The organism is Gardnerella lacydonensis, assembly GCF_048545055.1.
In the GTDB taxonomy this organism is placed as follows: Bacteria; Actinomycetota; Actinomycetes; order Actinomycetales; family Bifidobacteriaceae; genus Bifidobacterium; species Bifidobacterium vaginale_C.
This window is the reverse complement of the sequence record NZ_JBKQXT010000003.1, coordinates 104,793-119,249: the sequence shown is the minus strand read 5'-3', so window position 1 is coordinate 119,249 and position 14,457 is coordinate 104,793. Positions and strand designations below refer to the sequence as shown.

Sequence of the window (14,457 nt, the reverse complement as noted above, 5' to 3'; positions counted from 1 at the left end):
TAGAATTTTAAGAAGTCCCTCGAATAGTCACCCGCTGGTGCGCGTTTCTTTACACAACGTAATGAATAGAGGGGCTATAATTTTTACTCGTTATTTTTGACAGAATTTTCGCCAAACAACAAAGTATTTAGTCATCTGTAAACATCCAATACGTTCCCAACGGCTTATCAGTTCTATAAGCAAAAGTATTAAAATGCGCTAATGCTTTTGGATTGCCAGTTTCTAATTTTGCATGAATAGCTCCAGCGGTCATATCCGCCAATTGAATCATTGGATTTGTTTTTGAATCAACAAAATTAACCTTGCGTAATGTTCCTGGACATATTTTATTAACTATATTCATTAGATAATCTGTATCAGGAATAGAAAAAGCGCGAGTATCCTGCCCATCAATATACAAAACACATTCCCTGACCGCTCCAAATGTGTGCGTAAAAAGTTGACGTATCATATAACTTTTTAGTAGCTTAGGTTTACTTAATAAATTTTTACTACGAATTTTAGTTTTATCTGCAATAATTACTCGTACGTGATAATTAGCTGATTTCATGCGATCAAAAAACACGTCTTTAAGCTTAGGGTGCGTTTTATTATATTTAAATTCGCGATCATACCTATGAAAGAATTCTCCATTTTGTTCCTCACATCTTGCTGTTTCAATCAACTGCCAAGTATGAGTAATATCTTCAATAGTATCGAAAATACATGCTGCTATCACGACATACCTAGTTGAACCTCTGTTGTATTTAAACCCAGAGTCACCAGAATCGTCTATATAAGCAAACATAAATTAAACTATACAAAATGTACATGAATTGTAGATTATGAATTTATGAATTTAAAATAGCTTTCGCAGTTTTAATCGGGTTATCGCACACTTTCATGCTGGTTTTTACGCTCACTGACACTGCTTTTGTGCATTACGCAAACGCCGCGTAACACTATCTCTAATTGCAATACTTTTATTACTACTGTTATTCATCGAGAATCTCCAAAATATCGTCAACTTGCCGAAGAATACCAAATTTTTTGGCATATTCGCGCAATCTATGTACATTTTTCTTAGGATTTCTCACATACGCACGCAAAGCCTTAACAAATATCTCTGAATCCTGACGCCTACGATTCCTAACCAAATCGCAGATAGTGCGCTCCATATCATAAACCATCACATAATTACCAATAACCGTACGCACTTGAGTGATACCAATTTTATACCATTCTTTTTTAATTTGATGCACTTCAACATCATTTTTTATGCGCCACGTGTTATATCCCTGACATACCGTAACTTCGTTTATAAACGGCATGCGATCTGTAAGATTATGCAAATACAAGGCAGTTTGGTAAGAACATATGCAAGCTTTATTACGAAGCTGGAAAAAATAAAGTTCATCATAATTATTTGAATTGCTATCGAAATACACGCCGCGCGCAACTCTTTCCAAATCATTATTTTTGACCATGCTAGTTAGATACCAAGAGTCAATTCCTGCGGAAGAAACTTCTTTTGCCGTGATAATACCGTTATTTTTCTTAACAATTCTTTTAATTTCACTAATATTTGTTCTCTTTTTATCCGACTTTACTTTCACCGTCACATACCAACCTATTAAAGAATTATCAATTTATAGATAATAAACGCTTATAAAAACTTGCTTTTGTGCTTTATTATTATATAAATAACGCACAATTGCAAGTAAATACAGCTAAAAAGTTGCATATAGGTGATTATTTATGACTGAAAAACGTAAAAAATAACAAATGTTTATAAGTCAAGTATTGACAGTGTTGGCAAACATTGACAAACATTGACAAATTCAGATAACTATTGATAAATATTTACAAATGTTGAGGCAATTACAGCGTGAATAGTTTTATTACAGCGTGAATAGTTTTATTACAGCGTGAATAGTTTTATTACAGCGTGAATAGTTTTGCAGATGCACAGTCAATTCTTTGCGCAGTTTTTAAGCTACGCAAATCAGATTCAACAAAAACAGTAGAAGACGCGCTCAAACCATATTTGCTCAAAAAATCTCTATAAATCATAATATTCGGCTTGCGTAAATGAGATTCGTAAGATGCACTAACGCCATTTATCTCGCCAAGTATTGGGCAAGTTTCACGCGCGCAATCAATCCACTCTTGCGAAGCATTTCCCAACGCCCAAACGCACACACCTTGTGCAATCAAATTGCGAGCAACAGCCGAAAAACGCGTTCGCTCCCCTAAAAATCCGTGTGAAAAATTCTCAAAATACAAGCGATAAAGCCAAGTTACTGCAGGACCATGATGCTCGCTAAACGATTCAAGCGCGCGTGCACTGCTCCATCCTGCTTCGCGCAAAGCCTCGTGAAACTCAAAACCCCATTCTGGCTCATAGCTAAACAGCACCTCGCCAATATAATCTGGGTAATCTGATTCCAAAGTGCGGCGCGCATCCCAATCAACAAGAAGATGCAAGTCAAAAACAACATCTGTTATGCCGTTTTCAATAATTTTTTGCGCACATAAATCGCAATAATCGTCACAATTATTACGATCATCATAATCATGCGAAAAATCTTCTATGTTAATCATTAAAAGCCTTAATTCACATAGTTGGTGATATTCCACCAACATCTATGGAAGAAGCAGCCCCGATACCTGATCCAACACCTGCTCCAGCACCAATTCCAGAACCAAAGCTAGCAGGCAAATTGTTCAAATTATAACCAAGTGCCTCAAGCTGCGCGCGCCCATCTTCCGTAATATTTTCAATACTCCAACGCGGTTTCCAAGTCCAATCAATCCTAAATTCGTCTACAAGTCCAACCAGCGCACTCGCACATTCGTCTTCAATCAAATCTGTAAGAGGACAAGCAGGCGTTGTAAGCGTCATCGTAATAATCGCACGTCCAAGCTCGTCAATTTCAATCCCGTAGACCAAACCTAAATCCACTACGTCAATTCCAAGCTCTGGGTCTACAACATCATGCAAAGCATCCTGAATGTCTTCCTCAGTTACGCGACCGATGCTATTCACGTCGATTTGAGATTGAGCCTGATTTTCTGCCATAATATTCCTTATTTTTAGTGTTACACTACGATTTTATAAAGCCTCAATAGCCTTTGCAATACCGTCTTTTAATCCTTCCCATGCAAGCAATGCGCACTTGATTCGCATTGGATATTTAGAAACGCCTTGAAAAACCATTGCATCTTCCAACTCATCTTCGTCTTGCTCGTTTTCTAATCCTGCTCCCCTAGATTCCATAAGTTTGTGGAAAAGCGCAGCCAATCGCAATGCATCCTCAACAGTTTTTCCCTCAACCAAATCAACCATAATCGAAAGACTAGCTTGCGAAATTGAGCAACCATGGCCATCCCACTTAATACTTTTAACAAGCGCATTGCTTGAATTGTCAGCATTTTTAGCGAGTTCCACATGCATCGTAACCTCATCTCCACAAGTTGGGTTAAATTGATGAGATTTTCCTAATGCATAATCTTTATTAGCTTCTACAGCACAATTTTCATGATGATTTGTAATTGTTATATTAGAATCGTTTTTAAACTCATCGGTTGCTGGCGACTTATCCGAAGCCTCCTCAACTTTCTCTTCCTGCTCTTCTGCTTTAGAAAGACTTTCTGTGTTTGAAAAATGTGTTTTTCCGTGCGGATTTCTAGCAGCATCTAAAATCACTTCTTGATACATGCTTTCTAAACCGCTACCGTCATCAACACTCATATCAAACATATGCTCTCCTTATTTGTTATTAAACAATATTTTATTTGAATTCTACTTGAGTTCTATTTGACAATACTATGCGCCAAAGTATGCGCGAACGTGAGAAACTGCTTCAACAAGCGCGCGAGCTTCTTCGATTGTGTTATAAACTCCAACAGATGCGCGATTTGAAGCATACAAGCCAAAATGACGATGAATCGGCTGAGCGCAATGATGTCCAACGCGAATCGCAATTCCTTGCGCATCCAAAAACTGTCCAACGTCATGCGGATGCACTCCTTCGACCTCAAAAGAGACCGTTGCAATACGGTTGTTTAAATCAAGCGGCCCAAGCACGCGAACTCCTGGAACATCCTGTAATTTCAACAATTCTGCAGCAAGTTCCTGCTCGTGCTCTGCAACTCGGTTCATGCCCAACGCGCGCAGCCAATCCGCTGCCACTCCTGCCGCAACCATTTGCGCAACTGGCTGAGTTCCTGCCTCAAAACGATAAGGTGCATCCATGTATTGCGCCGGCTTGTTAAGCCACGCAAGCTCTACCATTGAACCGCCAAAATTGGCTGGTGGAAGAGCTTGAAGAAACTCACGACGACCATACAAGAACCCAACACCCGTAGGACCATACATTTTATGCGCGCTAAAAGCTGCAAAATCAACATCTAGCGCGTGAAGATCAACTGGAATATGCGGAACGGACTGGCATGCATCAAGAACAAAAATCGCCCCAACCTCATGCGCACGCTTGCAAATCGTCGAAACGTCCGTAATAGCGCCAGTAACGTTGCTAATATGCGTAACTGCAACGATTTTCGTACACTCATCAATAATAGTTCTCAAATAATCCGCGTCTGCCCGCACTCGACCATCTTCAGTTACATCAATCCAGCGAAGTTCCGCACCCGATCGAATCGCAAGCTCTTGGAACGGCAACAAAACAGAATGATGGTCTGCGCGAGAAACAACAATATTATCTCCCTCATTAATCACAAAATGCTTGTGCAAAGTGGAGTTAACTTTTGTAAAACCAGGACGACTTAATCTAGCGTTAATCGTGGCATTTCCAATAGAAGTGGCAAGAAGATTCAGAGCGCCTGTAGCTCCAGGTGTAACAATAATCTCTTCGTTTCCTTCTTCACCACAAGCACCAACGAGTTTTGCAACTTTTGCACGCGCTTCTTCAAAGGCAACTGTCGAAAGCGCCGCCAACTCGTGCGCCCCCCTATGCACGCCAGCATTAATAGTCTTATAGAATTCGCTCTCTGCATCGATTACAACCTGCGGCTTTTGAGAAGTAGCTGCGGAATCTAAGTAAATCAAGGGTTTTGAATGTACTTTGCGACTTAAAATTGGAAATTGAGATCTCAAATCTTCAAACTTGTGCATTAACACAGTATCTGTCTCAAGATTTTTATGATTAAACATTCAAAATCCCCTTTTAAGCAAATTTATACAACCTATACAATCAAATTTTATAAATCTTATTCATAATTTAAAAGTCGTTCCCCCAAAACAAAGATTGAAGGAACGACTTTCAAAATTTAAATTTTAATAATTAGCGTTTTATGAACGGCTAATATTAATTAGAATCCAAACTCTGCAGCAGCCTGACGAAGAGTTTCCGCAGAACGCTTCAAAGCAGCAAGCTCGCGATCCGAAACTGGAGTGTTCAAGCGAGAGTTTACGCCATTACGGTTCAACAAAGTTGGAACGGACATGCAGACGTCTGAGATTCCATGGAAATCGTCAAGAAGAGAAGATACTGGCAAAATGCGGTTAGTATCGCGAAGAACGGCTTCAACAATATCAACACCAGACATAGCGATAGCGTAGTTTGTAGCGCCCTTACCGTTAATAATCTTGTAAGCAGCGTTCTTAACTTCCTGATGAATCTCTTCACGCTTAGCTTCATCCAATGGCTCATGACCTGGAAGAGCATTCCATTCGCACATTGGAACGCCACCGATAGTAGCAGAAGCCCAAAGAGGAACTTCGGAATCGCCATGTTCGCCAGCAATATAAGCGTGAACATTCTTAACATTCACACCAGTTTGCTGAGCAATAAGGAAGCGCAAACGTGCAGAATCAAGGTTTGTGCCAGATCCAAACATCTGATTGGCAGGAAGACCAGAAAGTTTCATAGAAACATGCGTAACAACATCCACAGGATTAGTGATAAGCATGTAGATAGCGTTTGGAGCGACCTTTACAACATTAGGAATAATAGACTTCATAATATTGATGGTTGCACCTGCAAGCTCCAAGCGAGTCTGACCAGGCTTTTGACGAGCACCAGCAGTAATAACAACCATGTCTGCGTCACGGCAGATTTCAACGTCATCCGAACCATCAATAGAAACGGCTGGATAGAAGCTAGAACCATGCTGCATATCGAGCACTTCTGCCTCAACACGTTCCTTAGCGATATCCTCAAGCACAATTTCACGAGCAACACCGCGCTGAGCTGCAGCAAACGCAAGCGTAGAACCTACTGCACCAGCACCAATAATCGCCAGCTTAGTTGGCTTAACCTGAGAACTCACCATTAGAAAAACCCCTTTTCCACAAACCGAGTCGACCCTTATAACTTATAAATAGAAAAATACAAGGGCTGCTCTCACATTAAGAGCTATATGTGTATAAACAGCTTTTACTTTAATCACACCACCGGAATTTTGTTTAAAGTGCAATTTGCATAAGTTTTGCAGCCAAGGAATCGCCAACAAAAGCATCTAATTCTACGCCAGAATCCTTATATTCCGCCGATTTTACAATGCCATTTTCCCTAACTCTAGATAGCAAAGATCCAGAATAATCGCTATAAGGCAATGTAACTTTAACATGAACATGTGGTGAAGGTAACAAATTTTCTATACGCGTTCTTAAACGGTCAATATTTGTTCCACTTGCAGCAGACACAATTAAAGAATCAGGATACAATGATTGCAAGCGTAAACGCATTGGTTCTTGCATAACATCCGACTTATTAAAAGCAATAATTTGCACAATATCTTCCACACCGTCAATTTGAGCTAAAACCTCGTTAACTGCCTCAATTTGAGAAACAGGGTCTGGGTGAGAACCGTCAACTACGTGCAAAATTACATCTGCATTACCAACTTCTTCCAAAGTTGATTTAAACGCTTCTACTAGCTGAGTAGGCAGCCTTCTAACGAAGCCAACCGTGTCTACAAGCGTATAAGCGCGACCATCTTTAGTTAAAGACTTTCGGACAGCAGTATCCAAAGTTGCAAAAAGCGCGTTTTCTACAAGTTCTTTAGATCCTGTAAGCCTATTTATAATCGAAGATTTTCCAGCATTTGTATACCCTACTACTGCAACAGTTGGAATATCTTGGCGACGCCTAGAGCCACGCTTTGTTTCTCGAGTTGGTGCCATTTGCTCAATGTCGTGACGCAATTTTGAAATTCGATTCCTAATTGCGCGCCTATCCATTTCGATTTTTGTTTCGCCAGGACCTCTAGAGCCTATTCCTGCGTCTCCTGCAGCGCGACCGCCAGCCTGCCTAGAAAGAGCAGCACCCCAACCTCTAAGTCGCGGAAGCATGTATTGAAGCTGAGCAAGCTCGACTTGTGCCTTTCCTTCCCTGCTTGTTGCATGCTGAGCGAAAATGTCTAGGATAACAGCCGTTCTGTCTACAACTTTGACTTTAGTGGCATCTTCCAAAGCTCTTCTCTGGCTTGGTGGAAGATCGTCGTCTACCACAATCGTATCCGCATCATTTTGCGCCACAACCGCCGCAAGTTCACGCGCTTTTCCAGAACCAACATACGTTGCTGCATCTGGCCTATATCTTTGCTGCAACATGCCGTCGCACACTACTGCGCCAGCTGTTTTAGCAAGCGCCGCAAGCTCTCTAAGAGACTCTTCTGCTTGACTTAAAGTTCCGCGAGCGCTAGACCATACTCCTACTAAAACAACGCGTTCTAGTCTTAGTTTTCTGTATTCTACTTCGGTTACGTCTTGTAATTCTCCAAGGCCAGCAACTCGTTTTAAGGCGTTTCTTGATTCGCGCTCTTGCCAAGCTTCATCGTTACTTTCTAGGCTTGATCCAGTGTTTGTGGAATCTAGTAGTACTTCGGAATGTCCTGAAAGAACGTCTTTATGCTCATTTTTATGCTCAGGCATACTATTATCACCACTCACCAAATTGCTGTTTGCTAAAGTATCTACCAAAACTATGCCCTTTGCTATTTTGCTTTAACTACTTACGCTAAATCCCCTGTTAATACACGATTTACAACGTTTGTTTTATTATTGTGAATCTAGAAGACATAATTTTTAACGCAACACTAAAATGGCTATTAACACTTTTAATAAAACTAAAAAGACGAGCAGCATTAATGCTACTAAAACAAACAAAAATACTAAAGAAGCTAAAACTGGCGGCGAACAGTATTTTTCCGCTAACCCAAATTCTTTAGACTTAAGACGAACTTTGCATGTTGATTTGCGCGGTCACGAGGTTAGCGTGCAAGTTTCTAACGGAGTTTTTAGCTCTTCTAAACTTGATTTAGGAACTGCAGTTCTTCTTAAGCATGCTCCACAGCCTCCAGAAAATGGGCGATTTTTCGATATCGGTTGCGGATGGGGTGCTATTAGTTTGGCTTTAGGTTTTGAATCCCCTAATGCGCAAATTTATGCTGTAGATGTTAATGAACGCGCTCTAGAACTTACTGATATTAATGCCAAGAATGCTGGATTAAATAACATTCACACTTATCTTGTAGAAGATGCATTAAAAGAAGATGAGCTAAAAGACATTGATCTTATTTGGTCTAATCCTCCAATCCGCGTTGGAAAAGACATTTTGCACAATATTTTGCTCACATGGCTTCCTCGCCTAAAAGTTGGTGGAACTGCTTATTTGGTTGTTCAAAAAAATCTTGGCTCCGATTCCTTAATCCCTTGGCTTTCTAAAAATCTTGGGGAAGATTTTAGCGTTGAAAAATACGCAAGCTCTAAGGGATACAGGATTATAGAAGTCTTAAGAAAATAGGATTTAGCAAGATTTAACAGGATTAAATATGAACTTTGACTATCCTAGTGAACTGCCGATTTGTGCTGCACACGACGAGATTATTGAAGCCATTAAAGAGTCGCAGGTTATAATCGTATCTGGTCAAACTGGTTCTGGCAAAACCACTCAAATCCCAAAAATGGCTTTGGAACTTGGCAGAGGTGGTCGCGGAAAGCAAATTGTTCACACACAACCTCGCCGACTTGCTGCACGCACAGTTGCCGAGCGAATCGCAAGCGAAATGGGTGTTAAGCTTGGCGAAGAAATCGGCTACCAGGTGCGTTTTAACGACGAAAGCTCATCTAAAACAAAGCTTCGCATAGTTACGGACGGTATTCTACTCGCTCAAATTCAGCGCGACCCACTTCTTACACGCTACGACACTATTATTATCGATGAAGCTCACGAGCGTAGCCTAAATATTGATTTTTTGCTTGGATATTTAACAACCCTTTTGCCAAAGCGCAAAGACTTAAAACTTATTATCACTTCTGCGACAATCGATTCTGCAAAATTTAAAGACCATTTTGAGCAGGCTTTGCACATTAAAGTTCCTGTTATAGAGGTTTCGGGGCGAACATACCCCGTGCGCGTACTTTATGAACCGCTTGGAAGCGCGCCTTCACTTATGAGGCACGTTCCAGGTTTTGCCGATATTGCTATGGATGATGAAAGCGTTGCGCAAAGCCAAAGTCTTTCGGAAAGCGGCGATATTTGCGACGAAGACATTTCTTCTGCTGTAACTCGCGCATGTGCTCAACTTGTGATTCATTCAAACCATACTCAGGGCGCGCGCGATATTATGGTTTTTGCTTCTGGCGAGCGCTATATTCGCGAGTTTGAAGCATCGTTGCGTTCTTATTTTGGTGCGCGTGCAAGCGACATGAATCGTAGTGACGCCATTGAGATTGTTCCACTTTTTGCACGTCTTTCTTCTAAAGACCAGCATCGCGTTTTTGAACATCACACTCATCAGCGGATTGTAATAGCCACTAATGTTGCAGAAACTTCTCTTACAGTGCCTGATATCCGCTACGTTGTAGACCCTGGTTTTGCTAGAATTTCGCGATATTCTAAGTCTGCTAAAGTTCAGCGTCTTCCTATAGAACCTATTTCTCAAGCAAGTGCAGATCAGCGCTCTGGTCGTTGTGGGCGAATTGCAGATGGCATCGCTATTCGCTTGTATTCTAGGGAAGATTACGAAACTCGCCCGCGCTTTACCGACCCTGAGATTTTACGCACTTCACTTGGCGCTGTTGTTTTACACATGCTCTCTGTTGGTGTTGCTAAAACTGGCGAAGATATAACGAATTTTGGATTCATTGATCCTCCAGATATTAAGGCTGTAAGCGACGGCTTTAACGAGCTTAGTGAACTTGGTGCAATAAGCAGAAAATCAGGCTTCATCACTTTAACTCATATTGGACGCGAGCTTTCTAAACTACCGATTGACATTCGCCTTGGACGCATGATTATTGAAGCTGCGCGTAAAACCACTCCTAATACTCTTGCTGCTGTGCTGGTAATTGTGGCGTTTTTGAGTTTGCAAGATCCGCGCGAACGTCCGGAAGATAAACGCGATGAAGCAGATAGATTACACAATCGTTATGCAGACGAGTTAAGTGACTTTTTAACGGCATTGAATATTTGGGATCGCATATTCCAAGCGGATGGCGAAATAAGCAATAACGCGCTAAGGCGACTTTGCAAAGAGGAATTTTTCCACTTTTTACGCCTAAAACAGTGGAAAGATTTAGTTAATCAGCTTAAAGATTTATGCAAAGAACTTCATTATAATGTTGGCGAAGCATTACCACTTAAACGCGCACCTTTGCAAATCCGCCAATTACCAAATAATCAGCAAGCTGCTCACAGTCTTTGCTGCACTTGGGATTACCAAGGAATCCACGCTTCTATGCTTTCTGGCTTGCTTTCTATGATTGGCATGCAAGTTATTCGCGAGCCTAAGGCTTCGGATTTTGCAGGTCTTCGCGGAACAGCCAAAATTCGCGCTATTAAGCGCGCTCAAAAAATGGCAAAAAACGATTATCAGGGTGCTAGAAGCACAAGGTTTGCAATCTTTCCAGCTTCATCTGTTTCTAAAACAACTCCTTCTTGGATTATGTGTACGGAATTAGTTGAAACTTCTAGACTTTGGGCAAGGTATTGCGCGCAAATCGACCCTGCTTGGGCAGAGTCTTTAGCTAAGAATCTTACTCGCGTAACATATTCAGATGCTCATTGGAGTGCAAGCAAAGGTGCGGCAATCGCCCAATCGAAGGTGCTTTTGTACGGCTTGCCTATTGTGCAAAATCGCACTGTTCAATGGTCTAAAATCAACCCATATGAATCTCGAATGTTGATGATTCGTCAAGGCTTAGTAGAAGGAAATGTTCAGCAACGTTTTCCATTCAACGATTTTATATCCTCAAATATTAACGTTTTAAACGATGCCGATAATCAAACAAATCGCACTAGACAGGCAAGCGAAACTGTAAACGACGAGGATTTGTTTACTTTCTACGATGATAAACTTCCTCAAGAAGCTACAACCATTGCAGATTTAGCTAAATGGTGGAAAAATTACAGGCTTCAAGACCCGCATTTTCTTGATTTTAGCCCAGACGATGTTGAGCGCTTGCAATACACAAATGACACTGATTTGGCAGACTACCCCGATACTTGGCATACGATTGGAACAGACGGTCAGAAAATCAACTTGCGTTTAAGCTACATTTATGATCCGCATAATCCTTTAGATGGTGTAACTGTGCACGTTCCACTTCATGCGCTTTTGCGACTTAAGCCTCAAGAGTTTACTTGGAATGTGCCAGGCTTATTAGACGAGCTTATTATTGGCATGATTAAGTCTCTTCCTAAGACTTTGCGAGTACAATTCGTTCCAGCTCCAGATACTGCTCGTAAAATCCGTGAGTGGATAGATGACAATTATGACTATCTTCCAGGAATAAACGAAAATCCACAAGAAGATTTTATTTGGCAAGATTTTAGCGAAGTCTTTACTAAAGCTGCGATTCAAGTTGTTGGAGCACAAATCCATCCAGAAGTTTTAAGCGATGAACAGTTGCAACGGCTATCTCCTTATTTGCGCATAACTTTTAGCGTTGAGCAAAAGAAATCTAATACAAACAAACCTAATCAAAACAATTCACATAATCAGAACAACAGGCGTATTAAGCCTACTATTTTAGGAACCGATAAGTCGTTAATAAATCTTCAGCATCGCTTTGCAAAATCAGCTCAAGAGTCTGCGAGAACTGTTGTTAACCGAAAAGCAATTAAAGCTGCAGAAGCTGGAAATGTTGTTGAGCGAGCAGATTTGTTACATAAGTCTGGTGCAACTAATCTTTCTAGATCTCAAATGGTTTGGCAAGGCGCTCTTAATATGCTTATTTTAGATGATAAACGTATTACATCTAGATGGCTTGGAAGTGAAGCTCTGATACTTGCTTCTGCACCTTATAAGTCTTCTAAAGATTTGTCTCAAGATTTGCAAATGGCAGCTATTAAGCGACTTATACCAGATACACAAAAAATTACTAACGATGTTGAACTTAAGGAAGCTGTTGCCAATATTGACGAAGTATACGAAGACACGGTTTATAGTATTGCGCACGATGTGATTGCTATTTTGAAGCGTTTTGCTAAAGTTAGCACTGCTGTTGGCGGCAAAGCCGACTTGCCAATGCTTAGTGTTCTTCAATCCATTAAAGAACACGCAGCCTCACTTGTTTTTCCTGGATTTATTGCAAAAGCAGATTCTAGCGCGCTTAGTTCAATAGAACGCTACTTGCATGCTGATTTAATTCGACTTGATAAAGCTAAAACAAATAAGGATCGAGATGTACGATGGGCTTGGCAAGCAGATGAAGCTCATAAGCTTGTGCTAGACGCTCAAAAGAAGGCTGACGACTTACCAGCCGGAATGAATCGAGATGAGGCTCAAGAAAAAGCACAAAAACTAAAGTGGATGTGCGAAGAATTCTACGTTTCTCTTTGGGCACAAGAACTTGGAACAGCATACCCGATTAGTATTCAACGCATGAAAAAACTATGTTAGCGTAAAAATGCGCAACATAAGACTACAAAAAAGTGGCCACTAACTACGCAGCCAAAGATGACTGCAAGATAGTGACCACTAATATTGAGTAAATATTAATTACTCTTTAACCATAACGCTACGAACTATGTAAACCACCAAACCTATGAAGGCTACAATAGCGCCCATCATAAGCAAGTTTGAGTATCCTGCAGCTAATCCTTGAATATTTGCAAAGGAGAATCCTTTGAACAGATTTCCAGCAAAGAATCCGCTGAAAATAGAAATACCAATAGAAGCTGTAACATTCATAACCAAATCGTTCATACCGCAGCCACGGCCAGACTCTTCAACAGGCAATGCACTAAGAACAGTAGAAACGATTGGCGAATACATAAGTCCGCACCCAGCGTAGTAAACGCATGCGCACAGTGTTAATGTTAGGAACCCAGAATTGATGAATACAGCAGCACCAACCCATCCAAGAATCATAAGAACGGCGGCTGTAATAATGCCAGCTTTACGTCCAATGAAACCAATAATTGTTCCAGAGCAAGTGCCAAACACTGCTGCTACAACGAATGCCCATACAAGGTAAGAAGAAACCTGAGAAGTATTCATCTTGTATAAAGCACCGCCAATCACATTGTAGATTGGAGGCATGCAGTAGTTTGTAAAGTAGAAGATGAATATCAAAACAATGCCCGAAAGCCAACGCTTATTCTTAAAGAATGCAGGAGTCACGAACGGGTTCTTTGCCTTCATAATGTATCCAGCGAATACAACAAACAGCACGATGGATCCAAGTAGCAATCCCCAAGCTTTGTAAGAGAAGAACAAAGTTAACAATGTCACAGCAATACCGAATATAGTAAAGCCTAGTTTATCAATCTTTCCACCAATACCATTCTTAGTTGGTAAGCATTTAACAAGTACTGGCAGGAATAGAATGGTTACTGCAGGAATAAGGAACAAATATTGCCAAGCGATAGAGCTTAAAAGACCAGCAGCAAATACGCCGATAGAAGCAGAAAGCTGATATGCGGCAGTAAAGAGTCCAAAGAAAATAACTTTCAAATCATTGCGCAAATACTTAGTTGCAATAACAAGGAAGGAAGAACCTGCTACCTGTTCACCAGCAGTTTGCATAATGCGAGCAATGATAACAGTCCACAAATTTGGAGTAAAGAAGAAGTTTGCAATAAAACCAAACAAGGAACCAACAAACAGTGTTACAAGACCTATTGTTATAAGTCTGCGAAGAGAAACAAAGTCACCTAGAGAACCGTATATAAAGCACACGATACCTAGAACAATAATTGGCAAGCTTGTAATAAGCGAAGCTTGATCAGGAGCACCAACAGCCTTGCCAATCTGGTCGAATACAAGATTAAAGCCCTGCAAACATAATGTTCCAAGAATAAAGGTTATAAGCAACAAAATCAGCGAGTAAATCGCCACTTTGTCGCGGGTTTTTGGATCCTCGTATGGATCTACCGCAGTAGATTTTGCAATTTCAGTCATAATAATCCGATCAATAAATATTTTTAATTTTTACATTTACGTATAAAGAATGTTGTGCAACAAGAAGCGTAAAAGGTCGCAAAATGTTGCACAACGCAAACA

General features: G+C 40.7%; 11 protein-coding genes. 2 read left to right on the top strand and 9 right to left on the bottom strand.

The window, feature by feature from the left end; translation table 11 throughout:
- Window positions 1–127 precede the first annotated feature (127 nt).
- The 8 genes from ACJV45_RS04345 to hflX form a co-directional block, all read right to left on the bottom strand.
- Entirely contained in the window at window positions 128–787 is a 660-nt protein-coding gene (locus ACJV45_RS04345; protein WP_016828863.1) for a DUF3800 domain-containing protein, read from the bottom strand.
- 187 nt (window positions 788–974) lie between these two features.
- Complete coding sequence (locus ACJV45_RS04340) at window positions 975–1,601, bottom strand: type IV toxin-antitoxin system AbiEi family antitoxin domain-containing protein (protein WP_004124866.1); 627 nt, start codon at window positions 1,599–1,601, stop codon at window positions 975–977.
- A gap of 319 nt (window positions 1,602–1,920) precedes the next feature.
- On the bottom strand, window positions 1,921–2,583 hold the full coding sequence (locus ACJV45_RS04335; protein WP_419397730.1) for an HAD family hydrolase: 663 nt from the start codon (window positions 2,581–2,583) through the stop codon (window positions 1,921–1,923).
- 13 nt (window positions 2,584–2,596) lie between these two features.
- Window positions 2,597–3,061: a metal-sulfur cluster assembly factor gene (locus ACJV45_RS04330; protein ID WP_419397729.1), complete on the bottom strand. Its 465-nt coding sequence runs from the start codon at window positions 3,059–3,061 to the stop codon at window positions 2,597–2,599.
- A gap of 33 nt (window positions 3,062–3,094) precedes the next feature.
- Entirely contained in the window at window positions 3,095–3,742 is a 648-nt protein-coding gene (gene sufU, locus ACJV45_RS04325) for a Fe-S cluster assembly sulfur transfer protein SufU (RefSeq protein WP_004122135.1), read from the bottom strand.
- A 66-nt stretch (window positions 3,743–3,808) separates the two neighbouring features.
- Complete coding sequence (locus ACJV45_RS04320; protein WP_410312284.1) at window positions 3,809–5,155, bottom strand: SufS family cysteine desulfurase; 1,347 nt, start codon at window positions 5,153–5,155, stop codon at window positions 3,809–3,811.
- 158 nt (window positions 5,156–5,313) lie between these two features.
- Window positions 5,314–6,276 carry an L-lactate dehydrogenase gene (locus tag ACJV45_RS04315; RefSeq protein ID WP_004112440.1) on the bottom strand — a complete coding sequence of 321 codons (963 nt, stop codon included), beginning with the start codon at window positions 6,274–6,276 and terminating at the stop codon, window positions 5,314–5,316.
- Window positions 6,277–6,409: 133 nt separating this feature from the next.
- Entirely contained in the window at window positions 6,410–7,879 is a 1,470-nt protein-coding gene (gene hflX, locus ACJV45_RS04310; RefSeq protein ID WP_042904282.1) for a GTPase HflX, read from the bottom strand.
- A 169-nt stretch (window positions 7,880–8,048) separates the two neighbouring features.
- On the opposite strand from hflX, the gene ACJV45_RS04305 reads away from it, so the two are divergent.
- On the top strand, window positions 8,049–8,750 hold the full coding sequence (locus tag ACJV45_RS04305; protein ID WP_419397728.1) for a class I SAM-dependent methyltransferase: 702 nt from the start codon (window positions 8,049–8,051) through the stop codon (window positions 8,748–8,750).
- 28 nt (window positions 8,751–8,778) lie between these two features.
- Window positions 8,779–12,852 carry an ATP-dependent RNA helicase HrpA gene (gene hrpA / locus ACJV45_RS04300; RefSeq protein WP_419397727.1) on the top strand — a complete coding sequence of 1,358 codons (4,074 nt, stop codon included), beginning with the start codon at window positions 8,779–8,781 and terminating at the stop codon, window positions 12,850–12,852.
- A 99-nt stretch (window positions 12,853–12,951) separates the two neighbouring features.
- Here hrpA and ACJV45_RS04295 read toward each other — a convergent pair whose 3' ends face one another.
- The gene (locus tag ACJV45_RS04295) at window positions 12,952–14,355 is read right to left on the bottom strand and encodes an MFS transporter (RefSeq protein WP_016827368.1); all 1,404 of its coding nucleotides are present in this window, start codon (window positions 14,353–14,355) and stop codon (window positions 12,952–12,954) included.
- Window positions 14,356–14,457: the final 102 nt, after the last annotated feature.